A 25,168-nucleotide genomic window follows, 5' to 3' on the forward strand; every position below is an offset into this window, starting at 1 on the left:
GACGTCAGACCAGGCCGGCGTCGCGGAGCAACTGCCACAGCCCCGCGCCGTCCGGCGCGGACAGCCACTTCTGCCCCACCGGCCCCGCCGACGAGGCGCCGGCCGGGGCCGGCAGGCTACCGGCAAGCACCGCCTGGGTCGGGGAGAGCCTGCGGATCGCCACCCCGGCGACGTTCTCCGGGTGGGCGGCGGCGAACTCGCGGTAGATCTCCTGGTCGTGCTGGCCGTCGTCGCCGACAAGCAGCCACTTCACGTCGGGGAACTCCTTGGCCAGCCGAGCCAGGGTGCTGCGCTTGTGTTCCATGCCGCTGCGGAACCAGCGGTCGGCGGTCGGACCCCAGTCGGTGAGCAGCAGCGGCCCGGCCGGGTAGAGATGCCGGGAGAGGAACCGGGTCAGCGTCGGCGCGACGTTCCACGCGCCGGTGGACAGGTAGAACACCGGGGCGCCGGGGTGGGCGGTGACAAGCCGCTCGTAGAGGACCGCCATGCCGGGCACGGCGTTGCGGGCGTGCTCGTCGAGGACGAAGGTGTTCCACGCGGCGAGCAGCGGCCGGGGCAGCGCGGTCACCATCACCGTGTCGTCGATGTCGGACAGGATGCCGAACGTGACGTCCGGGTCGAGGATCCGCACCGGCGCGTCGACCGGCTCGGCGTCGGGCACGCTGAGCCGCACCGAACCCCAGCCGGGCGGCAGATCGGCCTCGACGAGCGTGTCGACGAAGCCGCTGCGGTCGGCCTGCGCCTCACACCGCACCCCGCCGGCCTCGATCTGCACCGTGACGTGCTTGGCGGGCAGGGTCGTGAAGCTGCGCCAGCCGCGGACCTTGTCCAGGCGACCCCGCTGACGGGTGTCCGGACGGCCCAGCAGCACCCGGCACATCACGCGTACCCAACCGGGGCGGCCGTAGCCGGCGTACGCGATGATGTTGATCCGCCAGCCGGTGCGCCGCAACCGACGCTCCACGAGCTGGTGCACGGCGTCCTCGAACCGCGCGGCCCGGTGCAGGTTCGGCACGGCCAACTGGCCGGCGGGAGTGGGTGGCACCCGCCAACCCTGCCACACGTCGGCGGCAGCGGCCACGCGAGCGGGCCGGCTGCGGCGATCCACCTCGGCGACCCCGGCGAACGTGAAACACTCCGTCGGGGCGACGACGGGGGCGTGGTCGTGTCACATCAAGAGCTGCACCGTGGGCGGTGGCGTCCGCGACTCGACCGGCCGGCGCTCGTCGCGCTGCTGTTCGGGCTGATCGGCGTCGGGTACCGGCTGGTCCTCACGCTGTACACAGTGCCGTCGTCGAACAGCGACGAGGCGACCTTCGGGCTGGCCGCCCTGCATATCGGGCAGGGTCGGGAGCGTCCGGTCTTCCTCTACGGCCAGCACTACATGGGCATGCTGGAGTCGTATCTCGCCGCGCCGCTGCTCGCGGTGACCGGGCCGAGCTGGCCGGTGCTGCGGCTGCCGATGCTCGCCCTGTACGCGGTGTTCCTCTACCTGATCTACCGGCTCACCCGGCGGATCTGCACGCCGTGGTTCGCCGTCCTCGTCGTGGGCCTGCTGGCGCTCGGGGCCGAACGGGTGGTGCGCGACCAGCTCACCGTCGTCGGCGGTCGGCCGGAGGTGAAGCCGGCGGTGCTGCTGATGCTGCTGATCACCGTGGGGCTGGCCGCCGGCACCGTACGCCACCGCCGGCTGGCCGTCGCCCTGTTCGGCCTGCTCGTCGGGCTGGCAGCCTGGTCGGACTGGCTGATCCTTCCGTACCTGGCGGTGGCCGGGCTGGCGCTGGTCTGGGCGCTGCGGCGGGACCTGCTCGGCTGGTCCGGTCTGCTGCTGGTGGCGGGCTTCGCCGTCGGCGTGGCACCGATGCTCTGGGACAACCTGCGGGCCGGTCCGGGCGAGGACTCCCTGTCGGTGTTCCGGCAGGTCAGCACCAAGGCCGGCCCGATGCCGCAGTGGTCGGAACGGATCCGGGGTGGCCTGTTGGAGGGGGTGCCGCTGGCGCACGGGCTCTGCCCGGTGGACGGCTGCGGCCGCTGGCAGCAGTGGTTCGGGCTGCTCTACCCGGTGCTGCTGGTGGCCGCCGCGGTGCTCGCGGTGGTCGCGTACCGCCGGGCCACGAACACGCCACGCGGCGCGCGGGTCGGGCCGGTGGTGCACCTCGCGCTGGTCGCCGGCGCGGCGTTGACACTGCTGTCGTACGTACGCAGCCCTCTCGCGGCGACAAGCCCGTTGGACAACGCCCGCTACCTGTCGGTGCTGCAACTGTCGCTGCCGGCGGTGCTCTGGCCCCTCTGGCTGGCGGCGGTCGCCGCCTGGCGGGGCACTGTGGGCGCGCTCGGCCGGCTCACCGGCGCGCTGGCCACCGCCGCACTGGTCGCGCTGACGGTGACCACGCTCGTGGTCACAGTGCTCTTCGCGACCACCGGCGTCGCCGCGCCCAGGACCGAGGAGCGCCAGGCCCGGGAGTTGGCCGCCGCGTTGCGCGCCCACGGCCCCCACGAGGTGTACGGGGACTACTGGACCTGCAACCGGCTGGTGTTCAACACCGACGAGACGGTGGTGTGCGCTGTGCTCGACGGCGACCTGTCCCCCGGGCAGAACCGCTACCGGCCGTACTGGCGGCAGGTCGGGCGGTCCGAGCGGCCGGGCTATGTGGTGGAGGCCGACTCGCCGATGGACCGGAGGCTGCGCGGGTTGCTCGCCGACCGGGCCGACACCGCGCTGGTGCGGGAGGTCGGTGGCTATCGCGTGTACCACCCTGACACCCCGGTACGGCCCTGGCGGTAACGACGGGTCGTACGCTGGCCGGGCCGGCGCGTGGGGCGCCGTACCGCCCGTCGAGGAGACCCCGATGCTCATCCTGCTGCCGCCCTCGGAGGGGAAGGCCGACGCCGGCACCGGACGACGGTGGAACCCGGACAAGCTCTCGCTGCCCGAGCTGAACCCGGCCCGCGAGCGCGTTCTCGACGCGCTGGTGACGCTCAGCGACGGGCCGGACGAGGAGGCGGCCCGGGCCGCGCTCGGCCTCAGCGAGGGCCAGCGCGGCGAGCTGCGCCGCAACGCCCGACTGCGGGTGGCCGCCACCGCGCCGGCCGCGCAGATCTACACAGGTGTGCTCTACGAGGCGCTGGACCTGGCGTCGCTGCCGGCGGAGGCGCAGCGGGCGGCACGCCGGTCGATCCTCGTCAGCTCCGGGCTGTGGGGCGCGGTACGTCTCGCCGACCGGATCCCGCCGTACCGCTGCCCCATCGGAGCGCGCCTGCCCGGCATCGGGGCGCTGTCGGCGTACTGGCGTGGGGAGCTGGCGCCGGTCCTGGCCGGCGCGGCAGGCAGAGGCCCGGTGCTGGACCTGCGCTCCGGCGCGTACGCGGCGACCTGGACGCCCCGCGGCGACCTGGCCGAGCGGACGGTCACCGTGCGGGTGTTGCACGAGCGCGACGTCGACGGTGTTCCGGTGCGCTCGGTGGTGAGCCACTTCAACAAGGCCACAAAGGGTCGGCTGGTCCGTGATCTGCTGCTTGCCGGGGCACGGCCACGAACCGCCGCAGGGCTTGTCGAGGTGCTGCGCGAGCTGAAGTACACAGTCGAGGAGGAAGCACCCACCGCGGGCCGAATGCGGCAGGTGGACCTCGTTGTCACCGACCTGTAGGGGCGGCTGCCGCAAATTTTCCTCAAGGCTGGGCGGCAACGGTTCCGCAACGGCCCTGCAGACGCCACGGTAGGGGAACCCAGACTCCGACGAGGGAGCCCCGTTGGCCCGCGATCCCGCTCTGCTCGAACGGCCCCGCCCACCGGTGACAACACCACCTCCGCTGGACTGGCTGACCCTGGGCGACGCGTTCGAGGCCGCCTGCCTGCTGCGCTGCGCGGCACCGCCCACCACCACCCGGCCGGCTGCCACGCTCCCCTCGCACTCACCGTATGTGGAATTCAACAGGGAGGACGCCGCCCAGCGGATGCGGCAACTGCTCGGCCGCCTCGACATCCCCGTCACCCAGGAGGTGGCCGTCGGCGGTCTGCGCCGCCGCTACGAACTGCACCGCCTCGAGGTGTCCCCGGCGCACCGGGGCTCGTACACCCGGCTCATGAACGCCGGCTGGTGGCAGGGCCGACGGGAGCTGCTGGGCGGTCCCCTGCCGGGCGCTTCGCCGGCCCGTAGGCTGTGGGTGTCCCGGCTCGCGGCGGCGGCGTGGCGGTCGGCGCTGCTGGCCGGCGGGCGCCACGTGCGGCGGCACATCCTCGGCGTACGGATCACCGACCGGGAGTTGGCCGCCGTGCTGGTCCGAGGCGCGGCCGTGTTGGACGTGCCGGCAGTGCTCCGCGCGGGTACCGGTTGCTGCCTGGTGAGCGTGGCCGACGGCCCGGACCGGGAGCGCATCCTGCGGAGTGCGTCGATGGAGGCGGCTCGCGGCACGGTGTCGGAGGTGACACTCCGCGCCGGCTGAACCGGGCAACGCCGCGCCGCCGTGCCGACCGGCCGCCGGGACGAGCTTGCGCACCGCCGCTCGACGGCGCACAGTGCACCGCGTGAGTCGTACCTCGTCGGGCCGGGTCGGTCACCGCCGCGCGGGAACGGCCGCGCTGTTGCTGATCGCGGCCTTCCTTCCCGCAGGCTGCCGGGAGGCCCGCGCCGAACCCGTGGCCATCCGCATCGCCACCGGCAGCCCCACCGCCGTCTACCACGCGTTCGGACAGTCCCTGGCGACCATCCTCAACCGGGAACTGCCCGGGGTACGGGCCACCGTGGTGGTCACCGCCGCCTCGGCGGAGAACGTCCGCCTGGTCGGCTCCGGTGCGGCCGAACTGGGCTTCACGCAGGCGGACGTGCTGCCCACCAACCCGGCGGACGTCCCGTTGGTGGACGCGGTCGCCCGGGTGTACGACGACCAGTTGCACCTGGTCACTACCGACGGCGGGCCGGTCCGAACGCTCCAGGACCTGCGCGGCCGGCGGGTCTCCGTGGGCGCACCCGGCTCCGGCACCGAGATCACCGCCATGCGACTGCTGGAGGTGGCCGCGCTCGGCGGCCCCGACGGAGTCCACAGGGAGCGTCTCGGGCTGGACGACTCGGTGGCCGCGCTGCGCTCCGGACGCATCGACGCGTTCTTCTTCTCCGGCGGTCTGCCGGTGCGGGGCATCGATGACCTGGCTGGGCAGAGAGCCACCCGGATCGTGGACCTCGGTGAGTGGACCGAGCTGCTGCGCGTCCGCTACGGGCAGGTCTACGTCTCCCGGGACATCCCCCGCTCCGTGTACGGCGTGATGTCCGTGACCACGGTGGCCAACCCGAACTATCTGATCGTCCGGGCCGACCTGCCGGAACGCCTGGTGCGGGAGGTGACCCGGCTGCTTATGGAACGCCGGACCGAGCTGGCCGCCGCGCATCCGGCGGCGGGGCGGATGAGCCCCCGCTCGGCGATCGCCACCGCCCCGCTGTCGCTGCACCCCGGTGCCGCCGCCTGGTACCGGGCGGCGAAACCCTGATTCGCTACCGCGCCGAGGTGGGCCGCAGGTCGACCGCCAGGTTCTCCTCGTCCACAGCGTCCGCAGGCGGTACGGGTGCGGGCGCTGGAAACCACAGGCCGGCAACGAGCCCCTGCGGCTTTCCCGACCGCATGGTGAGCCGACCGTCGGACGCGTCCACAAGCACGGCGACGATGGTCAGGCCGAGCCCGGCGCCGTCGACGTTCTGCGCGTCCGGCGCCCGCCAGAACCGCTCGGTGGCCTGACCGAGCTGACTCTCGGTCATCCCCGGGCCGGTGTCGCGCACCTCCAGGGCCACCCCCTCGTCCTGGTAGGCCACCGCCACCGTCACCACCCCGCCGGCCCCGCTGAACTTCACCGCGTTGTCGATCAGGGCGTCCAACGCCTGGTCGACGGCGGTCGGCACGGTCAGGGCGTACGCCGGAGCGTCCGTCACGGCGAGCCGCAGCGTGACCGACTCACGCCGGGCCAGCGGCGTCCACGCGGCCACCCGGGACGCGGCCACCGCGGCGGCGTCCACCGTGACCCGCTCGTTCTCCTCGCGTTCGGCCCGGGCCAGGGTGAGCAGGGCGTCGAGCACCAGCGCCAGCCGGTCGGTCTCCTCCAACGCCAACCGGTGCTCGGAGCGCCCGTCGGGGTCGGTGAGGCTGGGCCCGAGCTCCTCCACCCGCAGCCGCAGCGCGGTGAGAGGATTACGCAGCTGGTGGCTGGCGTGCGCGACGAACGCGCGCTGCCGGTCCATCACGTCGGACACCACGTCGGCCATGTGGTTGAAGCTCGTCGCGAGCCGGCGCAGCTCCGGAGGGCCGAGCCGGTGCTGCACCCGGGCACGCCGGTCACCCTCGGCGATCTCGTGGGTGACCGCGTCCAGCTCGGTGACCGGGCGCAGCACCCACCCGGCCAGCCCGAACGCCGTGAGGACACACGCCAACACCACGAGCAGGCCTGCCACGGCGAGCAGCAGCCACCAGGTGACGACGGCCCGTCGGATCTCGTCGGCCGGCGTCACGATCACCACCGCGCCGAGCACCTCGCCGCCGTCGTTGATCGGCACCGCCACCACCACCGGGCCGGTCGACCAGGGCCACACCAGATCGGGGTCGCTGACCTGCTGGCCGGACAGCGCGGTGTCCAGGACCGTTGAGGTATCGGCGGCCTGCCAGAGCGCCGAGCCGACCACGATGTCCCGGTCCCGGTCGACGACGGCCGCGCCGATCCCGTACAACTCGTCGTAGCTGCGCAGCTCCGCAGCGATCGGGCCGGGCACGCCGCCGCGCAGCGCCGGCCCGGCCAGCGAGGCGAACCGGGTGGCGTCGGCGAGCCGGTCGGCGCGGACCCGCTCGGTCTCCCGACTGGCCAGGGTGATGGCCAGCGGGCTCTCCAACGCGACGAGGACGAGCACCATCAACAGGAGGTAGCTGATCACCAGTCGACGGCGCACGGCAGCCCCTCACGCATCGCGCAACCGGTAGCCGACCCCGCGTACCGTCTCGACCAGGCGCGGGTCGCCCAGCTTGCCGCGCAACGACCCGACGTGCACCTCGACGGTGTGCCGGTCGGCCCAGGTGGTGCCCCAGGCGTCGAGCAGGATCCGGTCGCGGGGCACCGCCACCCCCGGCTGGCGGGCCAGCGACAGCAGCACGTCGAACTCCTTGCGGGTCAACGTGACAGCACGCCCCTCCACGGTCACCGCGCGGGCAGCCACGTCGATGCGTACCGTCCCCGCCTCGATGAGGTGCCGCTCGGGGGCGGCGTTCGCGGCCCGTCGCAGCACCGCCTCGATCCGCGCCTGCAACTCGACCATCGAGAACGGCTTGACCACGTAGTCGTCGGCGCCCAGGCGCAGGCCGAGCACCCGGTCGCGTTCCTCGCCCCGCGCTGTCACCGCGATGATGCCGAGCTGATTGCTGCGCCGCCGCAACTCCCGGCACAGGTCGGTGCCATCTCCGTCGGGCAGGGTCAGGTCGAGCAGCACCAGGTCGCACGGGGCGGCGGAGAGCGCTGCGGCGACGGTGGCGGCGTGCTCGACCTCGTAGCCGCGGCGGGTGAGGGCGGAGGAGAGCGCTGCGGCCACCCGACGGTCGTCCTCCACCAGCAGGATCCGCACCCGTGCCCTCCATCCCTCGCAGCGCCGTCCTGCGAATGGTCGCAGAAGGGCATTGCGAGCGGGAGGGCCGCCTCCCGGCCGCCCGCGATCAGAGACCGAAGACGTCGTCGGCGACAGCGTCCCGGACGCCGTCGGCGAAGCCCCGGAACCCCGGATCGTCGTGGCGGGCCGGCACGCTCGTGACGTCGACTCCGCTGGCCTGGGTGACCGCGTCGACAAGAGGTGGGTAGTCGATCTCGGCGTCGTTGAAGGCGTCGTCGTCCGCCTCGGCCAGGTTGATCACATGCTGCACGTCGTCGGACGGGGTGTCCGGGTCCTCGGCCCACTCACCGCCGGCCCGGTAGCACTCGTCGTACAGCGCACGCTGGGTGTCGGTCCAGTCGTCGTCGTAGCTCGCCATCGTCCATCCCTCCACGGCCGCTCCACCTGAGCATGCCGGGCCGCGACCGGCGTCGGCGGCGGTACGGCCGAAACGCGCCTACCGGCCGACGTAGGCTGCGGAGATGATCTACAAGCTGTTGCCGACGGTCGACTGGGACGATGCCCGGGCCTCCGGCAGCTTCACCGGCTCGGCCGTGGACCGGCAGGACGGTTTCATCCACCTGTCCGCCGCCGACCAGGTGGTGGAGACAGCCCGGCGGCACTTCACCGGCGCCACCGGGCTCACCCTGCTCAGCGTCGACGAGCAGCCGCTGGGCGACGCGCTGCGCTGGGAGCCGTCGCGGGGCGGGCAGCTGTTCCCGCACGTGTACGGTCCGCTGCCGGTGACGGCGGTGGTGGCGGCGCAGGCGTTACCGGCAGACACTCCGGTCGCCGACGCGGTGGCCGCGCTGCTCGGCTGACACGACAGCGCCCGGTCCGACAGGTGTCGGGCCGGGCGCGGGTCGTCGTACGGTCAGCGGCAGAGGCGGGCGATCTCCTCCTGGAACCGGTCCATCGGGTTCGCCTCGGCGGGGCCGAGCAGATAGGTCTTCAGCTCCCGGCGCGCCTCGGTCATCGGGTCGTCGCCGGCCCGGGTCACTGTCACGATCTTCTCCAGCTCACCGCAGTCCCTGGAGAGCAGGTACGCGGCCCGAGCCGTCGGGTACTGCCTGCGGAATTCGTCCTCCGGCAGGCCGGCGGGGTTTGCCACCACGTACGGCCGCTGGCTCTGCACGAAGTCGGAGACCACACTGGACACGTCGCTGATCAGCAGGTCGGTCTGGTTGAAGCAGTCGAACAGCGCCGGCGTCCGGCCGGTCACGACCAGGTGCGCGGTGCCGTCCAGGGAGGCCGCATCCGGGTTGCCGCCGGCGGCGCGGATGGCCGCCACCACGCGCTCGTGCACGGCCCGGGCCGCCTTGGAGCGCGACCCGGTGAGCGGGTGCGGCTTGTAGATCAGGCGCAGCCGGGGAGTCGTGGCCAGCAGCCCCTTGACGATCCGCTCACCCATCAACACCAGCGAGGTGTGGTACGGGTCGTCGTCGAGCCAGCCCTCCCAGGTGGGGGCGTAGAGCACTGTGAACGGCCGGTCCACCGACTCGGCACCGAAGGTGTGCACACCGGCGAGCTGCGGCCGGCCGATCTCGACGATGTCCGAGTCGAGCACCCCCACCCCGGCCCGGGCGTACCGCTCCCGGCCCGCCAGACCGGCGACCCAGACCTCGTCGTACACCTTGCTGTAGGGGTTGACGCTCGCCTGCTTGTCGCTGTCGCCGTGCCCGACGAAGATGTGCTTCGTGCCCGGCTCGCGGAGCATGTGGATGTTCGCGCCGACGTTCGCGGCGTAGAGCGCCACACGGACGCTGCCGAGTTCGAGGTTCATGAAGTCCACCCCGGCCGGTACGCAGATCACCGGAAGCCGGGTGTCGGCGAGCTCGGCGAACGCCTCCTTGCTGCGGAGCAGGACCACAGCGCGCTGGTTGAGCGCCTCGGTCGGCGCGAGCCACATGTTGGCCTGGTAGACGTCCTTGGCTGGCCCCGCGAAGTAGAGCGCCACCTCGGGCTGGTTGGTGTCCAGCCAGCGCTGCACGGCGGCCATCAGCGTGCCCTGGCCGGCTTTCTGGCCCCGACCGCGCAGCCAGGTCAGCGCCACGATCGCACCCACCACACCGGTCGCCGCGACCGCCACCGCGCCAGCGACGAAGAACGGCGTCGGATCGTGCTGCACCGCGGCGGCCACGGCGGCCGGCACCAGCAGCAGGTTGAGCAGGGGCATCCGGTCCCCGGCGACCGCTGCCGCCCAGGCCGGCGGCTGGGGGGCGGCGCGCAGCGGGCCCAGCTCGATGTTGCGCACCATCGCCGAGAGCGGGTTACGACGCTCGATCATTGTGGAGAACGCCCCGGCGAAGACCGACACGACCCACACCGCGGCAGGCAGCGCCAGCAGCAGGGTCAGCTCTCCGCCACTGAAGCGCACCTCGGCGGCGACGAGGAGCACGGCCGCGAGGTCGCGGGTCAGCTGCCGGTACGACCAGTGCAGGCCGACCTTCTCCAGGAGCAGCTGCGAGGACGGTGACCAGCGGGCGACGGCGAACTCGCCGAGGATGGCGGCCAGCCCGGCGACGGCGAACAGGCCGACCCAGCCGAATACGCCACCGACGAGCATGAGCAGATAGGTCAGCACCAGCAACGCGCTGTATGCGGCCACTCCGAGGCGGCCTGTCAACGTGCCGAACAAAGAGTTCGCTCCCTACGATTTTCCAGGACGGGCCGGAGCCCTCGGTGGGTCGACGGCACTCCCCACCGCGCACGGGCGACCATGCCCATGGGCGCGGCAGGTCACGGCGGCTGTGGTCCGGATTCCCGTGCGACGGCCGGCAGCGCGTGACTGCGACCTTAACGCGAGGGGACAAGGAGGCGTCGCTCGGGTATCCACCATCATTTCGGTCAAAGCTCGTACCTCGGCCGGCCGGGCCCCGCAGCAGGGCCCGGCCGAACCGATCGACGATGCTCTCAGCCGGCCCGCCGGAAACAGGTCGTCGCGCCGGGTGCCCGCCGCTTCGCGAACTCCTGGTAACCGAGCTGCGGCGCCATCTCACGGGCGTACTCGTTGCCGTTGTAGACACAGATGGTGCCCACGTCGAGCCGGTCGAGCGCCGGTGCCAACTCGGTCGCCGTCGGCTTCTCGGTGCCGTCGGCGAAAGCGGCGAGCAGCAGCCGGTCCTTGGCGAACTGGGATTCGAGGTCGTACTCGACGAGGTAGAAGTCGCGGGGCAGGACGACCCGGACCTCGCTGGTGACGATCAGGGACGCCCGCATGATCGTCTTCGGGGCGAGCAGCAGTCCCGGCGGCCGTTCCAGCCCCTTGATCCAGAAGGCGATGGACTGGCGCTGCTGGGGCAGCTTCCAGGTGGGCCGGTCGTGCACCTCGACCCAGCTCGTCGCCGACCACATCGGGGTGGCGAAGATGGCGAACGAGGCGACCAGCGCTGCCGCGAGCCCGCCCGCCGCCGCGCGTCGCAGCAACGGCGTGGGCGCCGGCACCCGCACCGTGCAGAGCAGCCCGATCAGCGTGGGCAGGGCGAGCAACCACGGCACACGCCACAGCACCACCGAGATGCCGCTCAGCGCGCTCAGCGTCTCCAGCACACCGGGAACGAACAGCACGCTCAACGCGAGCGTCGCACCGGCGGTGAGCAGCGCGGGCGTACGTCGACGGGCAAGCAGCGGGCCGCACCAGAGCGCCAGGCCGCTGATCACCCCGACCACGCCGACCGTCAGCGTCCGCTTGTAGGTGTAGGCAGCGTCGAAGAAGGCGTCGTCCGCGCCGTCCGCGCTCAGTCCGCCGAGGACCAGGCGGGACACCACGAGCGAGCCGATCGGGTACGCGAGCGCCGCCACGCCCGCCACGACTGCGGCCTTCCACCGCCCGACCAGCAGCATGGCGAAGCCTGCGGCGCCGACCAGCATCGGCAGGATGATCGCGGCAGTGGTGGTGAGGCCGATCGCGGTGATCGAGAGCGCCACGATGAGCACCAGGCTGCGCCGGGACCGGGTGTCGAACCACTCGGTCAGGTAGAGCCACATCAGCGGGATGACGGCCGAGACGAACATGCCCTTGCCCTCGTAGAGGCGGGGCAGGTGGAACGTGCCCAGCGCGGCGTCCCCGCCGACGACCAGGTAGAGGTACGCGATGGCCACGGTGAAGGCCAGCACCGGACGGCGCGGGGCCCACCTGTGGGTCAGCCGCCACAGCGCCAGCACCGCGAGCACCGCCAGGATCGGCAGCATCAGATACCAGGTGGCCGACGCGGCGTGGATGCCCAGCACGTTGCCCAGCGCGCCGTTGAACACCTCGATCGACGGGATGGGCGGCTGCGAACCCATCGCCGGCAGGACGTTCTCGGAGAACAGGAAGTCGTTGAGCGGGATGAGATCCCGCTCGGCGATCCAGACCGACTTCCCGACGTAGTAGACGTCGTCGGGCGTGTTCCGGGCCAGGAAGAACGAGGAGATCGCCACCAGCACCGACACGACCAGCGCGTACGCCGACTGCGCCGCGGTCGGCGCCGGCCCGATCGACGTGGACGTCGGGCCAGCCAGCCAGACCCGGCGCAGCAGCAGGATCCCCCCGATGGCCGCGAGCAGGCCGAACACCGCCGGAATCCACCAGGAGACACCAGCGCCGGTGCCGATCACACCGGCGGTGAGCGCGGCCACCGCGGCGGCGACGAGCACGCCGATCAGCAGTCGGCGGTCGACGGCGGGTCGCGTGTCGGTCGACGCGACAGCTTCGGGCTGTTCACTTTCCGCGCCGGTGGCGGCCGAGCGGCGGCGGGCACGCACCAGCGCCACCACAGCGAGCACCACGCAGGCGAGCAGCCAGATCCGGAAGGTCACCGACGGACGCAGGGCGAAGATGAAGGCCGCGTGATAGATCACGGTGAAGAGCGCGAACGCGACAACGGCGCCATCGGTGAGCAGCGCCGGGGCGGCGGCCACCAGCGCGCGTACCCGCGCTGCCGGGCTTCGGTCGGGGCCGACGGCCGGCCCGGGTGCCTGTGCGGACCGCGACGGTGGGTCCGAATCGGTGGGCGCGACGGCGATGCTGTCGACGTTGGCCACGGGCGTCCTTCTCGTCAGGGCGGGGATCAAGGGAGGTGTCGGCCTGGTGACGGCCAAGTGTCAAGGGGGCAGCCTAGCCGAGGCGAACGGGATGGTCGGCCCTCGCGCGGCGGGTGTCGCGCGGCCGCTCAGCCAGAGGCTGGCGCCACCCTCGGCTGCGGCAGGGAAACGCCCGCGCCGAGCGCGACGGCAACTGATTCGACAAGGTTGTCCAGGTAGCTGTCGGTGAGCGGCAGCCGGGCGATGGCGAGCCGCCAGTAGAGCGGGCCGACGATGAGGTCGACGGCGGCGTCCGGGTCGGTGTCGGCGGGCAGTTCGCCTCGCTGCACGGCCCCGGTGATCAGGCGACCGCCGATCTCCTGCTGACGGGCGTGCAGCACCTCACGCAGGGTCTGGTCGATGGCCGGGTTGCGGGCGGCCTCGGCCAGCAGGTCCGGGATGATCTGCGAGGCCAGCGGGTGGCGCAGCGCGTGCGCCACCGCCTGGAACAGGACCGCGAGGTCGCCGCGCAGGGTGCCGGTGTCCAGCACCGGCAGTTTGCCGTGCGCCGCCGCGGCGACGAGTTCCACCACCAGGTCGAGCTTGGAGTTCCACCGTCGGTAGATCGCGGTCTTGCTGACGCCGGCCCGGCGGGCCACCGCCTCGATGGAGAGCCGGCCGTAGCCGACAGCGGCGAGCTCCTGCATCAGCGCGCGGCGGATGGCGGTGGTGATCTCGTCACGCAGCACCGCCGCGCCGGCAGGGGCACGCCTCTTTTCGGTCGTCACCAGAGACTCTTCTCGCAGGTCACGCCGACCAGCGTAGCGCAACGACGGTACGGTTGCGTCCCGACGTGTTTCGGACTACTGTCCTGGCAGCGACGAGGCGGCGCCCCGCGCACACTTCCCACTAGGATTCCATCGTCGCGAGCCACCCCGTCTGCACGAAAGATCGGAGCGCCATTTCCATGGCCACCACCGCGCTGGTCGACCCCCACACGGGCCTGACCCAGGCGCAGCTGGCCGCTCGACACGGACTACGGGTCGCCGGTGAGCGCCCGTCCCTGGTCGAGTACAGCCGCCGACTGTGGGCCTACCGGCACTTCATCGCCGCGTACGCCAACGCCAAGCTGGTCGCCTCGTACAGCAACGCCAAGCTGGGCCAGCTCTGGCAGGTGCTCACGCCGCTGACGAACGCCGCCGTCTACTACCTGATCTTCGGGGTGGTGCTGGCGCAGAACGACCGGATCCCGAACTTCATCGGTTACCTGACGACCGGTCTGTTCATCTTCAACTTCACACAGAGCGCGGTGCTGGCGGGCACCCAGTCGATCAGCGGCAACCTCGGGCTGATCCGGGCGCTGCACTTCCCCCGTGCCAGCCTGCCGCTGTCCACCACTGTGACCCAGTTCCAGCAGCTGCTGGCCTCGATGGTGGTGCTCATCGGGATCGTGCTCGTCACCGGCGAGCCGATCACGTGGAAGTGGCTGATACTCGTGCCGGCCCTGCTGCTACAGGCGGTGTTCAACGCCGGCGTGGTGCTGTTCGTCGCCCGCATGGGCTCCAAGGCGAGCGACCTCAAGCAGGTAATGCCGTTCCTCATGCGCACCTGGATGTACGGCTCCGGCGTGCTCTACAGCGTCAGCCTCTTCTCGCGGCTGCCCGGCTGGGCATCGACGCTGGTCCAGTACAACCCGCTGCTCGTCTACATCGAGCTGGCCCGCTACGCGCTGCTGGACGAGCCGCCGCTGCTCAACGAGTCGCTGACCCAGCTCTGGCTGGTCGGCGCCGGCTGGGCACTCGTGGCCGGCATCGGTGGCTTCATCTACTTCTGGCGCGGCGAACAGGAGTACGGCCGTGGTTGATTCCCTGCACGCCGCCAACGAGGCGACCGTCGCCCTGCCCGTGCTGACGCCGGAACGGATCCCCACAGTTGTGGTGGACGACGCGCACATCATCTACCGGGTGCACCAGGGTGCCGGTGGTGGCACCACGCCGGTGGCCGCGCTGCGCCGGTTGGTGAAGCGCACGAACGCGCCGAACATCCGCGAGGTGCACGCCGTCAAGGGCGTCTCGTTCACCGCGTACCGGGGCGAGGCGATCGGGCTGATCGGCAGCAACGGCTCCGGCAAGTCCACGATCCTGCGGGCCATCGCCGGCCTGCTGCCGGTCAACAGAGGTGCCATCCACACCCAGGGGCAACCGTCGCTGCTGGGCGTGAACGCCGCCCTGCTCAACGACCTGTCGGGTGAGCGCAACGTCGTGCTGGGCTGCCTGGCCATGGGCATGCATCCCGACGAGGTCGCCAAGCAGGCCCAGGGGATCATCGACTTCTCCGGGATCAACGAGCGGGGTGACTTCGCCAGCCTGCCGATGCGCACGTACTCCTCCGGCATGGCGGCCCGGCTGCGGTTCTCCATCGCCGCCGCCAAGAAGCACGACGTGCTGCTCATCGACGAGGCGCTCGCCACCGGCGACAAGGGCTTCCGCAAGCGCAGCGAGCAGCGGGTACGGGAGCTGCGCGAAGGTGCCGGCACCGTGTTCCTCGTCAGCCACCAGCTCTCCTCGGTGCGCGACACCTGTGAACGGACCCTCTGGCTGGAATCGGGCGTCCTGCGGATGGACGGCCCCACCGACGAGGTCATCCGGGCATACGAGGCGTACGCGAACAAGAAGTAGCACCGACGCGGCACCAGGGGGACCGCGCCGCCCGCGTTGGGGCGGCGCGGTCCGCGCGTTAAGGTTCATTCCGTCGCCGCTCGGGCGGAACCTTCCGTTAACGCATTCGACGAGAGTGAGGATCCGGCAATGACGCAGGACCAGACCACTGGCCCGGACGCCGCAACGGAGACCCCCGTACCCTGGCGGCCGTCGCGGACAGTGGCCGTGGTGCTGGCCGGCGGCACCGGGACCCGGCTGGGCCTCGGCATTCCCAAGCAGCTGCTGAAGATCGCCGGCAAACCGATCATCGAGCACACCCTCGCGGTCTTCGAGGCCGCGCCGGAGATCGACGAGATCATCGTGCTGATGGCGACCGGACACGTCGAGGACGCCCGGCAGATCGTCGAGAAGGCCGGCCTGCGCAAGGTCACCAAGGTGATCGAGGGCGGCGACACCCGCAACGCCACCACCCGGATCGCGCTGGACGCGGTCGGCCCGGCCGACTGCAACATCCTCTTCCACGACGCCGTCCGCCCACTGCTCAGCGGCCGGATCGTCCGCGAGTGCGTCAACGCGCTGTGGACCTACGACGCCGTGGACGTGGCCATCCCGTCCGCGGACACGATCATCCAGGTGGACGAGAACGACTGCATCACCGACATCCCGGTGCGCTCCCGGCTGCGCCGCGGCCAGACCCCGCAGGCGTTCCGCTCCCCCACCATCCGTGAGGCGTACCGGATCGCCGAGGATGACCCCAACTTCGCCGCCACCGACGACTGTGGCGTGGTGCTGCGCTACCTGCCGGGCACCCCGATCAAGGTGATCGACGGCTCGGACGAGAACATCAAGGTCACCCACCCGGTCGACGTGCACCTGGCGGACAAGCTCTTCCAGCTCGCCGCGGCGCAGGCGCCCCGGCTGACCAACCACCGCAGCTACACCGAGGAGCTGACCGGGCGCACCATCGTGGTGTTCGGCGGCAGCTACGGCATCGGCCACGAGCTGACCGAGCTGGCCCGAGGCTACGGCGCCCAGGTCTTCCCGTTCAGCCGCTCCACCACCGGCACCCACGTGGAGCGCGCCGAGGACGTCGAGGCCGCCCTCAAGACCGCCTTCGAGGCCACCGGCCGGATCGACCACGTGGTGGTCACCGCCGGGATCCTGGAGCGGGGCGCGCTGGCCGAGATGGACGAGGAGACGATGGACCGGCTGTTGCAGGTCAACTTCGTCGGCCCGGTGACCATCGCCCGCCAGGCCCTGCCGTACCTCCAGCAGACCAAGGGTCAGCTGCTGCTCTACACGTCCAGCTCGTACACCAGGGGTCGGGCCCGCTACGCGCTCTACTCGGCCACCAAGGCCGCCCTGGTCAACCTGACCCAGGCGCTCGCCGACGAGTGGGCCGACGTCGGCGTCCGCGTCAACTGCATCAACCCGGAGCGGACCGCCACCCCGATGCGGACGCGGGCCTTCGGCGAGGAGCCGGAGCACACCCTGCTCGCCGCGGAGGCCGTCGCCCAGTCCTCGCTCGACGTGCTGGTCTCCGACCTCACCGGCCAGGTCATCGACGTACGCCGGGCGCCCGGCGACGGGCCGGCGCCGGCTGCCGTACCGGCCCAGTCCGGCGCGGGGCGGGTCGAGGTGTCGGCTGGCACGACCTCCGCAAGCTGACGCGGGTAGCGGAAGCGGGACGGCGGCGAACGGAGCGACATGCGCGGTGACCTGGTCCGAAAGTTGGCCGCCCGGTGCCTGAGCGTCGGCCTGGCCGTGCTGGCGTTCGTCGTGGTGGCGCTGACCGGCGCCACCGGTTGGGGGCTGGCGCTGGCTGTCGCCGCGCTGGCGGCGGCCGCCGCCGAACAGCGAGTCCGGCCCGGCGCCGACCTCGTGGCGGAGACCACGCTGATCGCCGCCGCCGTGCTGGTCGGCTACGCCCGACGGCTTGACGACGGGTTCGACCTGGCGCTCGCCGCCACCGCCCTGGTCCTGCTGGGGCTGGTGCTGCTGGTGGGGCCGCTGCGGACCGCCGGCAACCTGGAGATCCGGGCAGCCAACCTGCCGGTACGGACGTGGACCCCGCTGATCGCCGGTCAGCTCGGCACCGCCCTGCTCGGGCTGCTCGCCGTCGTGGCGGTGGCCGCCGCGCTCGCTCTGCCCGCCGTCGTCGCGCTGGCCGCCAGCCTCCTGGTTGGCGCCGGCGCCGGGGCTGTCGCGCTGGACCTGGCCCGGCGGCGGTTCCGGCCTGCCAGCGGTGGCAACCCGGTGGCTCGCGCACTGCGCCGGCACCAGCCGGAGTTCCTGCTGCACTTCTCCGCGCCGCCCGGCTCGGAATATCAGGTCACCATGTGGCTGCCGTACCTGGAGCGGATCGGCCGCCCCTTCCTGGTCATGGTGCGCGAGCCGGAGTTCCTCGCGCCGATCGCCGCGGCCACAAGCGCGCCAGTGGTCTACTGCCCCACCCTGCGGACCATGGACGAGGCGCTGGTGCCGAGCCTGCGCACCGCCTTCTACGTCAACCACGGCGCGAAGAACAGCCACTGCATCCGGTTCACCCAGCTCACCCACGTGCAGCTGCACCACGGCGACAGCGACAAGGCGCCCAGCGCCAACCCGGTCTCGGGAATCTTCGACCGGATCTTCGTGGCCGGTCCGGCGGCGATCGACAGGTACGCCCGCGCCGGCATACAGATCCCCGCGGAGAAGTTCGTCGTGGTGGGCCGCCCGCAGGTCGAGTCGATCCAGGTACGCCCGGAGCCGGCCGTCGGGCTGGCCCAGCCCACTGTGCTCTACACGCCGACCTGGACGGGGCACCACGCCGACGCCGACTACTGCTCGCTGCCGGTAGCCGAGGCGCTGCTGCGGCGGCTGCTGGCACGCGGCGCGACGGTGATCCTGCGGGCCCACCCGTACACGACGCAGAACCCGGCATCCGCCCGTCAACTGGGCCGGCTCACCGAGCTGCTGGTCGCCGACCGGAACCGCACCGGGCGACCGCACGTGGTCGGGGCTGCGGCCCGGGAGCTGAGCCTGACCGAGTGCGTCAACCGCTCCGACGCGCTGATCTCCGACGTGTCCGGGGTGATCTCGGACTACCTCTACTCCGGCAAGCCGTACGCCGTCACCGACATGGGCGACGAGGGCGAACGGTTCACCGAGAACTTCCCGCTTGCCGCGTCGGGCTACGTGCTGCGCCGGGACATGTCGAACGCCGACGAGGTGCTGACCGCCCTGCTCGACACCGACCCGCTGGCCGAGGCGCGCTGGGCGACCCGCAGGCGTTACCTGGGTGACTTCCCCGCCGAGTCGTACGCCGAGGCGTTCCTGACCGCCGCCCGCCGGGAGTTGGCGTCGACGGACCACTCGACCGAGCGGTCGACGCAGCTCACTCCGCTGGCCTGAACCAGAGGCGTGCCGAGCGTCAGCGGTAGGCGTCCAGCAGCGCCAGCACGGCCGCCGGGTCCTCCACGTGCGCGTTGTGCCCGAGCCCGGGCAGCGTGGCGACCGGCACCCCGTACTCCTTGAGCTGCGCGTCGGTGACCATCGTGTCGTGCTCGCCGCGCGCCAGCACCACCGGCACGTCGGTCGCGGCCAGGAGCGCGGCGAGATCGGGCTCCCCGACGGCGAACGCGCCAGTGTCCATCGCGAGGCGCCACCGGCCGTCGATCTGGCGCAGGCCGGCGTCCACCATCGGGTGGTCCGGCGGGACCAGGCCGGCAAGCCCCGCGACCCGCAGGTAGCGACGGGCCGCCTCGGACCGGCTGGCGAACCAACTGACCGGGCGGGCCGCTACGTCGGCGGCGCGGGTCAGCTCGTCCGGCGTCCAGACGGCCTTGATGCCGAGCCCCACCACGGCGTCCACTGGCGTTCCGGCGGCGCGGGCGGCCAGCGCCAGGCCGACGACCCCACCCAGCGAGTGCCCGAGGACCACGATGCGGTCGCCGGGCGCCAGGGCCTGGGCGATGCGGTTGGCGAAACCTTCGAAGGAGTACGTCGGCAGCGGCGCCGACCAGCCGTGGCCGGCGAGGTCGGGTGCCAGCCACCTGCCGGGCCAGTGCTGCTCCAGCAGTGGCGCCCAGGGCAGCCAGACGTCACCGGTAGCCCCCATGCCGTGCAGCAGAAGCAGGACCGGCCTACGGTCGGCGTGACCACCCGATTCATCCAGCACGGCCGCAGTCTCCCACGGTTCACAGCCCGCGACGAGAGCCGTCGCCGCCCTGGCCCGGCGTCGACGAAGACGCCGCGAGCGCCGGCCCCTCGTGGGAGACGGCGCCCGCGGCGTCTGGTGGGGCCTCACGCCAGGGTCAGGCGGAGTAACCCCGAGTTGCGATCCAGTTGGCGAGGTTGATCGTGGTCATCCAGTACTCGCCGTAGGCCGCGTTCGCCGAGTCGGCGATCCGCACGGTACGGCCGTCGTCCTTGTAGCCGACCACCGCGACGTAGTGCCCGCCGCCGAAGGAGTGCCAGCCGCCGTTGGTGTCGACGGCGTCCCCGGCCACGTTGGCCACCACGCCACGGCCGTCGGTGATCGCGGTGACGACGTCAGCCTGGAGGCGGTCCATCTGGGCCGGGCTGGGCGAGCCGGCGAACATCCGGGTCCGGTACGGGGAGCCCTTCACCTCGGCGTTGAGCACCCGTGTGGTGTCCAGGGCCGAGTTGGTGCCCATCTCGGTGGTGCCCAGCTCGGCGCCCAACTGGTCCTGGGTGCGGTTGATGCCGGTGGCGCTGAGTGCGTTGCGGACGGCCGCCGGGCCGCAGTTGTAGTAGGTGTTCTGCGCCTGGTAGCGGAAGTCGAGCACCTTTGTCGCGGGCGGCTTCGGCGCTGCCTTCTTGGCGGTCAGGTCCGGGTCGCTGCTGGCCTTGGCGGCCGGCGATGCGGCGCTTGCGGAGGGGGCGGCGCTGCTCGGGCTGGCGCTGGTCGGGGCGGCGCTGGCCGAGGGGTCCGCGTCCCGGGCGTCGCCGCGGGAGGCGGCGGTGTCGCTGCGCATCTCGGCGACTGTCGACGCGGTGTGCTGGCCGACGGGGGCTTCGTCGGCACCGGCCACCAGGGCGCCGGTGGTGGTCGCGATGGCGAGGGCCGCGGCGGAGGCGACGGCGATCTGGTACGGGCGTTCGGTGGCGAGGCGACGCAGCTGACGCTGCAGGGTGTGCTTCACGGGTCCTCCACGGTTCAGGGGGAGAGCGGCACACCGGGGGCAGCCGGTATCCGGGCACGCGCCAGCGCGCGGACCGTGGTCCGCGGATGGTGGAACCGCTCAGGGAAACGCCCGGCGCGGCCGGGCGGGAAATGCGGTGACCCTGGGGGTCAGCTCACCGCCACGAGGAGGGCAAGCGTGGGTACCGCGACGCCGTGAAGGCGGAGGAATAGCCGAGGGGTGTGCGGGTGCTGCATGGGGATGGAACTCCTTCCGACACCGCCTACCGGGTTAGCTGACGGATTCGGGCGGGAAGATCGCCCTACCGCGGGCCGTGGCTCGCGGATTCACCCCGGACGTACTTGTGGGTCCCCGGTTCGTTGATCACGATTGAGCGGGTCGGTGCGGCGTCGCCATTCGCGATCGATTACCGCACCGGACGGGACGAACCCTACTGGCCGCCCAGAGCCCTGCCAAGCCTCGCTCACCTGCGTAAACCTTGAACGGGGCGACAATTTCCGGGCGTCTTGCCGCTGACGTGACTCGATGGGACGAGCGGTTACGGAGGCACCGTAGGTCGACAAGCGGACACGTCGTCGACAATGCCGCCGGATCTGCGGGAACAATCCGGCCGAACGCGCCAGCCGCCCGATTTCCCGCGCGTGTGACCGGGCTCACCGAATAATCGGCGCGTTTCACCCCACCCGCGCCGGGCGCCACCGCGCCGCCGCCGCCGGCAGAGCCGCGACACGGACGGTGCGGCGGGCCGCCACCCGGGTCGGCCGCAACCGGGCCGCCGCCGCGTACGCCTCCTCGGCCAGGGCGCGCGCCGCAGACGCCGCCAGCTCGGCGTCGCGCCAGGCCGCCCGTTCCCGTCCGGCGGCAGCCTCGTAGTCGGCCCGCCGCGTCTCCCGGGCCGCCCGGCTGATCAGCACCTCCTGCTCCACCGGGTGCCGTCGTGGATCCCAGCCGTGCCGGTGGCCGAACACGTCGCCGAGCTGCCGCATGGTCAGGTCCCCCCGCCAGTACGCGGCCATCGCCGCCCGGTGCAGGTAGCGCTCCCGGATGGCGTACTCGGCGGGGGTGCGCGGGGTTCGCGGGGTGGGCAGCGCCCCGGCGCCGGCGAACCGGCGGGCCACGGCGTCCGCCTCGTCGTACCGCGCCCAGGTCTGCTCCACCTGCTCCTGAGCAGTCAGCCAGGCCGCACGCCGTCGGCGGGCGGTCTGCGCCGCGCGGGCCGCGGCGACGGCCACCTCCTCGGCGTACCGGCGCAGGTCGGCGGCCTCGGCGACGGCGGCCTCACGGGCGGTGGGCGCCGGCTCGGCGGCCTCCCCGTCCCGCTCGGCGGCCGACCCGTCCCGCTCCGGACGGGCGACCAGGACGGCGAGCACTGTCAGTGTCAGCAGGAGCAGGGCCGACCAGATGGCGGCGGCCTGCGGCACCTCGGTCAGGAACTCGTAGAAGACGACGGTCTCCATGGTCGGCACCTCGGTGGGAGAGCGTTGCGATGGGAAGCCGCACGAGCGTCCGGGCCAGGGGGCCACGGTCGGCCGGTGCGAGGTGATGTGTCGTCAGGCGCGGCGGCGGGACGGTGTCCCGGTGATCGCGACAGGTGTCGCGGTGTGGCTCAGCGGCCCGGCGGTGCCCGGGTGCCCGGCCGGGTCGGCTCGTCGGCGCGGGGCAACGGATCGGTGGCCGGACGCGCCGGCAACGACTCTGCCGTGGCGGCAGGCACACCGCCCACGCCGCTGGGCGGGACAGGGTCGGTCGACCGCACCGTGGTCGCCTCGTCGGCGGCCGACACGTCGGCGACGGTGAACCTCGCGGCCATCTCGGCGGCGACGGACGTTTGCAGCCCGAGGCGCAGCACCGGGGCGGCGGTGAGGGACGACGACGCGGACGACCCGACGCCGACAGTCGCTGACCCGGCGGCTGGCGGCGGTGCCCCGGCGGCTGCCGTCGACTGCGGGCCTGGGCCGAGCGCGAGCGCGGCGACGGCGAAGCTGGTCAGCAGCCGTGTCGACCAGCGCGCCACCCACCACAGAGGACAGGTGAGCGCGACCGGAAGCACGGTCTCACGCTACCGCCGGCGCCGACCGGGCGCATCGGGCGCCGGGCGTGTCGACGCACGCCGCGCCGGACCGCGTTTGACCAGGTTGGACCCGTCAGCGCGAGTCGGCGTACGTCGATCGGTCGTCGGGCTTTCCGGCCCCGGCCTCGGTGTCGGCGGTCCGTTGCCGAGGGACGGCCGACGGGCGGGCCGGGCGGCGCGGTGCCAGTCGGCGCATCAGTGGCGTCTCGACGTAGCGGTGCAGCAACCCGGCCAGGATCAGGCTGACCACCAGGAACCCGAGCACCACAGCCGGGCCGCGCCACCCTTGGAAGCCGGTCCCCCAGTCCCCGCTCCACCGCAGCACGCTCGTCATCACCAGCACGTGCACCAGATAGAAGGCGAAGGAGACCTCGCCGAGCCACACCAGCGGACGGGAGCGCCACGGCGAGCGCCGGTCCCGCACGTCCGCGTCCGCGGCGGCGGTGATCACCAGCAGGTACGCGACAGCGAGCAGGGTGGTCCACAGTTCGGCGCGGATCCACTGCGAGGCGGCCACCCAGGTCGCCACGAAGATCACGGTGGCCGTCGTCAGGCCAGGACCGCGCCAGAGGCCCCGGCGCATCAGCTCGGCCGCCACCGCACCAAGCCAGAACTCCAGCGACCGTACGGGCGGGAAGATCTGCGTGAACCACCACCGGCTGACCTCCGGCACCAACTGCTGTGCCGGCCAGAGCGCGAGGATCAGCAGAGGCAGCGCGACGATCAGCGTCCAGAGCACCGCCGGACGGGCCCGGCGCAGCAGGGGCAGCGCCAGCGGCAGGCAGAGGTAGAAGAAGAACTCGCAGGAGAGCGACCAGCTCACCGTGTTGATGCTGTAGAACCAGCCCGGCCGGGGATCCCACGCCTGCAACAGCAACAGGTTCTCCAGCGCCGCCGCCGGCAGCACCGGGTCGGCGAACCACCAGGCGACAAGCAGCGCCGCCGCCCACAACACCAGGTGGTTCGGATAGATCTTGGCGACCCGCCGTCGCCAGAAGGCGCGCCGTGAGTCGCCTGGGCGGGCCGACCAGACAAGCACGAAACCGCTCAGGATGAAGAAGAACTGCACCCCGGACAGGCCCAGGGAGAACACCGCGTCGACAACGGCCTTGAAGTCCGGCTCGGCGATGATCCGCATCGTGCCGGCGTGGAAGCCGAACACCAGCAGCGCGGCGATCCACCGCAGCCCGGTCAGCGAGGGAAGCCTGGCGAACGCGGGCGCGGGCGGCGCCGCCGCGGCGTCAGCGGTGCTCGTCATGCCGGGGTCCCGACGCTTCGCAGGGTCACCAGCACGTCTCCTCCTCGGCCCGGGTCAAACGACGTGGCGGCCCCGGAAGGCCGCACCGGGGCACCTTACCGGGTCACTCCCGGGTGAACCGGGCGGCCGTTGTTTACCTCCCGCTCCGCCGGAGTTCAGGAATCTCACCTTCCGCCGCCACGTCAGGTTCCGGGGCTGGCCATCCTCGTCGTCAATGGTGGCGGCGTGGTCAATGAGCCGACGCAGGCACCGCTGCTGAGCATCGTCGTGCCGGTCTACGGCGTCGAGGCGTACCTGTACCAGTGCCTCGAGTCGATCCGGGCCGACATCCCGGCCGGCGAGTCGAACGCCGTCGAGATGATCGCCGTCGACGACGCCTCGCCGGACGGCTGCGGCACGATGCTGCGCTCGTACGCCGCCGGGCGCGACGGCGTCCGGGTCGTACACCTGGCAAGCAACGTGGGTCTCGGCCTGGCCCGCAACGCGGGCCTCGACGTGGCCACCGGCCGGTACGTCTGGTTCGTCGACAGCGACGACTGGCTCCCCCCGGGCACTGTCGCGGCGGTGCTGGACCGGCTGCGCGCGCACCAGCCCGACGTGCTGATGCTCGACCACCTGCGGGTGCACGAGGACGGTAGGCGGGAGGTCGACGCCAGCAGTCATCTGCTGCACGGGGTATCGGGTGTCTCCCGGCTGGCCGACCAGCCGCACCTGCTGCGGGTGCAGCACACCGCGTGGAACAAGGTGGTCCGCCGCGCCTTCCTCGACGAGTTGGAGCTGCGCTTCTTTCCGGGCTGGTACGAGGACATCCCGTTCAGTCACCCGCTGCTGATCGGCGCGGAGAAGATCTCGGTGCTGGACCGGGTCTGCTACCTGTATCGGCAGGGTCGGCAGGGCGCCATCACCTCCACCCGCAGCGGCCGGCACTTCGACGCGTTCGCGCAGTACGAGCGACTGATGGACTGGGTCAACCGACGCCAACCGGACGGACCCCTGCGGGCCGAGTTGTTCCAACTGATGATCAGCCACTACCTGGTGGTGGTCGGCAACGACAACCGGCTGCACCCGCACCTGCGGCGGGCCTTCTTCCAGCGGGTCGCCGAGCACTACCGCCGCTACCTGCCCACCGGCGGCTACCCGATGCCCGCCGGGGTGACAGGGCTCAAGCACCGGCTGGTCGGGCGCGGCGACTGGTTGGCGTACTCGGCGCTGCGCCAGGCGCACCGGGTCGCGGGCCGGCTGCGCCGCCCGGGAGCCACGGGCGGCACCGAGGGCAGCGCTGGCTCCGCCGACGAGAACCCGGGCCGACGAGCCGCGACCGCCAGCGGGGCTGCGGCCGGGCAGGACGATGGCCCGGCCGCGACGGACCACGCGGGCGCGCTGAGCGGAGGTCGCCGCCAGTGACCGCCCACACCTCA

At 72.3% G+C, this 25,168-nt stretch carries 22 protein-coding genes and 1 riboswitch; of the genes, 10 read left to right on the plus strand and 12 right to left on the minus strand.

From position 1 onward, the window contains the following. Positions 1 to 4: 4 nt before the first annotated feature. Complete coding sequence (locus ADK66_RS05000; protein ID WP_053652708.1) at positions 5 to 1,045, minus strand: App1 family protein; 1,041 nt, start codon at positions 1,043 to 1,045, stop codon at positions 5 to 7. A 120-nt stretch (positions 1,046 to 1,165) separates the two neighbouring features. Here ADK66_RS05000 and ADK66_RS05005 point away from each other — a divergent pair, with 120 nt between their 5' ends. The 4 genes from ADK66_RS05005 (at position 1,166) to ADK66_RS05020 (ending at position 5,482) form a co-directional block, all read left to right on the plus strand. Beyond that, positions 1,166 to 2,785, plus strand: a complete 1,620-nt coding sequence (locus tag ADK66_RS05005) for a glycosyltransferase family 39 protein (RefSeq protein ID WP_053652811.1) — start codon at positions 1,166 to 1,168, stop codon at positions 2,783 to 2,785. A gap of 64 nt (positions 2,786 to 2,849) precedes the next feature. Continuing rightward, positions 2,850 to 3,647 (plus strand): peroxide stress protein YaaA, encoded by a 798-nt coding sequence (gene yaaA / locus ADK66_RS05010; RefSeq protein WP_053652709.1) that lies wholly within the window; start codon positions 2,850 to 2,852, stop codon positions 3,645 to 3,647. Between the two features lie 103 nt (positions 3,648 to 3,750). Then, the gene (locus ADK66_RS05015; RefSeq protein ID WP_053652710.1) at positions 3,751 to 4,443 is read left to right on the plus strand and encodes a hypothetical protein; all 693 of its coding nucleotides are present in this window, start codon (positions 3,751 to 3,753) and stop codon (positions 4,441 to 4,443) included. 82 nt (positions 4,444 to 4,525) lie between these two features. Further along, on the plus strand, positions 4,526 to 5,482 hold the full coding sequence (locus tag ADK66_RS05020) for a TAXI family TRAP transporter solute-binding subunit (RefSeq protein ID WP_053652711.1): 957 nt from the start codon (positions 4,526 to 4,528) through the stop codon (positions 5,480 to 5,482). Positions 5,483 to 5,486: 4 nt separating this feature from the next. On the opposite strand, the gene ADK66_RS05025 is transcribed toward ADK66_RS05020, so the two are convergent. The 3 genes from ADK66_RS05025 to ADK66_RS05035 all read right to left on the minus strand — a co-directional run bounded on the left by ADK66_RS05025 (position 5,487) and on the right by ADK66_RS05035 (position 7,989). Further along, positions 5,487 to 6,923, minus strand: a complete 1,437-nt coding sequence (locus tag ADK66_RS05025) for a HAMP domain-containing sensor histidine kinase (RefSeq protein WP_053652712.1) — start codon at positions 6,921 to 6,923, stop codon at positions 5,487 to 5,489. 9 nt (positions 6,924 to 6,932) lie between these two features. Further along, positions 6,933 to 7,589, minus strand: coding sequence for a response regulator transcription factor (locus tag ADK66_RS05030; RefSeq protein ID WP_053652713.1), 657 nt, complete (start codon positions 7,587 to 7,589; stop codon positions 6,933 to 6,935). A gap of 88 nt (positions 7,590 to 7,677) precedes the next feature. Then, positions 7,678 to 7,989 (minus strand): hypothetical protein, encoded by a 312-nt coding sequence (locus ADK66_RS05035; protein WP_053652714.1) that lies wholly within the window; start codon positions 7,987 to 7,989, stop codon positions 7,678 to 7,680. Positions 7,990 to 8,092: 103 nt separating this feature from the next. Between ADK66_RS05035 and ADK66_RS05040 the strand changes: the two genes are divergently transcribed. Continuing rightward, positions 8,093 to 8,431 (plus strand): DUF952 domain-containing protein, encoded by a 339-nt coding sequence (locus tag ADK66_RS05040; RefSeq protein WP_053652715.1) that lies wholly within the window; start codon positions 8,093 to 8,095, stop codon positions 8,429 to 8,431. A 53-nt stretch (positions 8,432 to 8,484) separates the two neighbouring features. Here the strand turns inward: ADK66_RS05040 and ADK66_RS05045 are convergent, their stop codons facing one another. The 3 genes from ADK66_RS05045 to ADK66_RS05055 all read right to left on the minus strand — a co-directional run bounded on the left by ADK66_RS05045 (position 8,485) and on the right by ADK66_RS05055 (position 13,402). Continuing rightward, positions 8,485 to 10,248, minus strand: coding sequence for a CDP-glycerol glycerophosphotransferase family protein (locus ADK66_RS05045; RefSeq protein ID WP_053652716.1), 1,764 nt, complete (start codon positions 10,246 to 10,248; stop codon positions 8,485 to 8,487). A gap of 275 nt (positions 10,249 to 10,523) precedes the next feature. Next, on the minus strand, positions 10,524 to 12,635 hold the full coding sequence (locus ADK66_RS05050; RefSeq protein ID WP_053652717.1) for a DUF6077 domain-containing protein: 2,112 nt from the start codon (positions 12,633 to 12,635) through the stop codon (positions 10,524 to 10,526). Positions 12,636 to 12,763: 128 nt separating this feature from the next. Next, positions 12,764 to 13,402 (minus strand): TetR/AcrR family transcriptional regulator, encoded by a 639-nt coding sequence (locus ADK66_RS05055; RefSeq protein WP_157552241.1) that lies wholly within the window; start codon positions 13,400 to 13,402, stop codon positions 12,764 to 12,766. Positions 13,403 to 13,581: 179 nt separating this feature from the next. Here ADK66_RS05055 and ADK66_RS05060 point away from each other — a divergent pair, with 179 nt between their 5' ends. From ADK66_RS05060 to ADK66_RS05075, 4 genes are all read left to right on the plus strand, one after another. Further along, complete coding sequence (locus ADK66_RS05060; protein ID WP_053652719.1) at positions 13,582 to 14,478, plus strand: ABC transporter permease; 897 nt, start codon at positions 13,582 to 13,584, stop codon at positions 14,476 to 14,478. Positions 14,479 to 14,482: 4 nt separating this feature from the next. Further along, positions 14,483 to 15,292 (plus strand): ABC transporter ATP-binding protein, encoded by an 810-nt coding sequence (locus tag ADK66_RS05065; RefSeq protein WP_157552259.1) that lies wholly within the window; start codon positions 14,483 to 14,485, stop codon positions 15,290 to 15,292. A gap of 129 nt (positions 15,293 to 15,421) precedes the next feature. Continuing rightward, positions 15,422 to 16,942, plus strand: coding sequence for a bifunctional cytidylyltransferase/SDR family oxidoreductase (locus ADK66_RS05070; protein WP_053652721.1), 1,521 nt, complete (start codon positions 15,422 to 15,424; stop codon positions 16,940 to 16,942). A 39-nt stretch (positions 16,943 to 16,981) separates the two neighbouring features. After that, positions 16,982 to 18,667, plus strand: coding sequence for a CDP-glycerol glycerophosphotransferase family protein (locus ADK66_RS05075; RefSeq protein ID WP_053652722.1), 1,686 nt, complete (start codon positions 16,982 to 16,984; stop codon positions 18,665 to 18,667). A gap of 19 nt (positions 18,668 to 18,686) precedes the next feature. On the opposite strand, the gene ADK66_RS05080 is transcribed toward ADK66_RS05075, so the two are convergent. The 5 genes from ADK66_RS05080 to ADK66_RS05100 all read right to left on the minus strand — a co-directional run bounded on the left by ADK66_RS05080 (position 18,687) and on the right by ADK66_RS05100 (position 23,750). Then, positions 18,687 to 19,433 carry an alpha/beta fold hydrolase gene (locus ADK66_RS05080; RefSeq protein ID WP_053652723.1) on the minus strand — a complete coding sequence of 249 codons (747 nt, stop codon included), beginning with the start codon at positions 19,431 to 19,433 and terminating at the stop codon, positions 18,687 to 18,689. Positions 19,434 to 19,569: 136 nt separating this feature from the next. Then, a complete protein-coding gene (locus ADK66_RS05085) occupies positions 19,570 to 20,421 on the minus strand; it encodes a C39 family peptidase (protein WP_053652724.1) in 852 nt (283 codons plus the stop codon). Between the two features lie 244 nt (positions 20,422 to 20,665). Beyond that, positions 20,666 to 20,807, minus strand: a riboswitch (cyclic di-AMP (ydaO/yuaA leader). 288 nt (positions 20,808 to 21,095) lie between these two features. Further along, complete coding sequence (locus ADK66_RS05090; protein ID WP_053652725.1) at positions 21,096 to 21,878, minus strand: hypothetical protein; 783 nt, start codon at positions 21,876 to 21,878, stop codon at positions 21,096 to 21,098. Between the two features lie 149 nt (positions 21,879 to 22,027). Then, positions 22,028 to 22,471, minus strand: a complete 444-nt coding sequence (locus ADK66_RS05095; protein ID WP_053652726.1) for a hypothetical protein — start codon at positions 22,469 to 22,471, stop codon at positions 22,028 to 22,030. 94 nt (positions 22,472 to 22,565) lie between these two features. After that, positions 22,566 to 23,750 (minus strand): acyltransferase, encoded by a 1,185-nt coding sequence (locus ADK66_RS05100; protein WP_082377228.1) that lies wholly within the window; start codon positions 23,748 to 23,750, stop codon positions 22,566 to 22,568. A 225-nt stretch (positions 23,751 to 23,975) separates the two neighbouring features. Between ADK66_RS05100 and ADK66_RS05105 the strand changes: the two genes are divergently transcribed. Further along, on the plus strand, positions 23,976 to 25,154 hold the full coding sequence (locus ADK66_RS05105) for a glycosyltransferase (protein ID WP_082377229.1): 1,179 nt from the start codon (positions 23,976 to 23,978) through the stop codon (positions 25,152 to 25,154). Positions 25,155 to 25,168: the final 14 nt, after the last annotated feature.

Source organism: Micromonospora sp. NRRL B-16802 (assembly GCF_001279555.1).
GTDB lineage: Bacteria > Actinomycetota > Actinomycetes > Mycobacteriales > Micromonosporaceae > Micromonospora > Micromonospora profundi.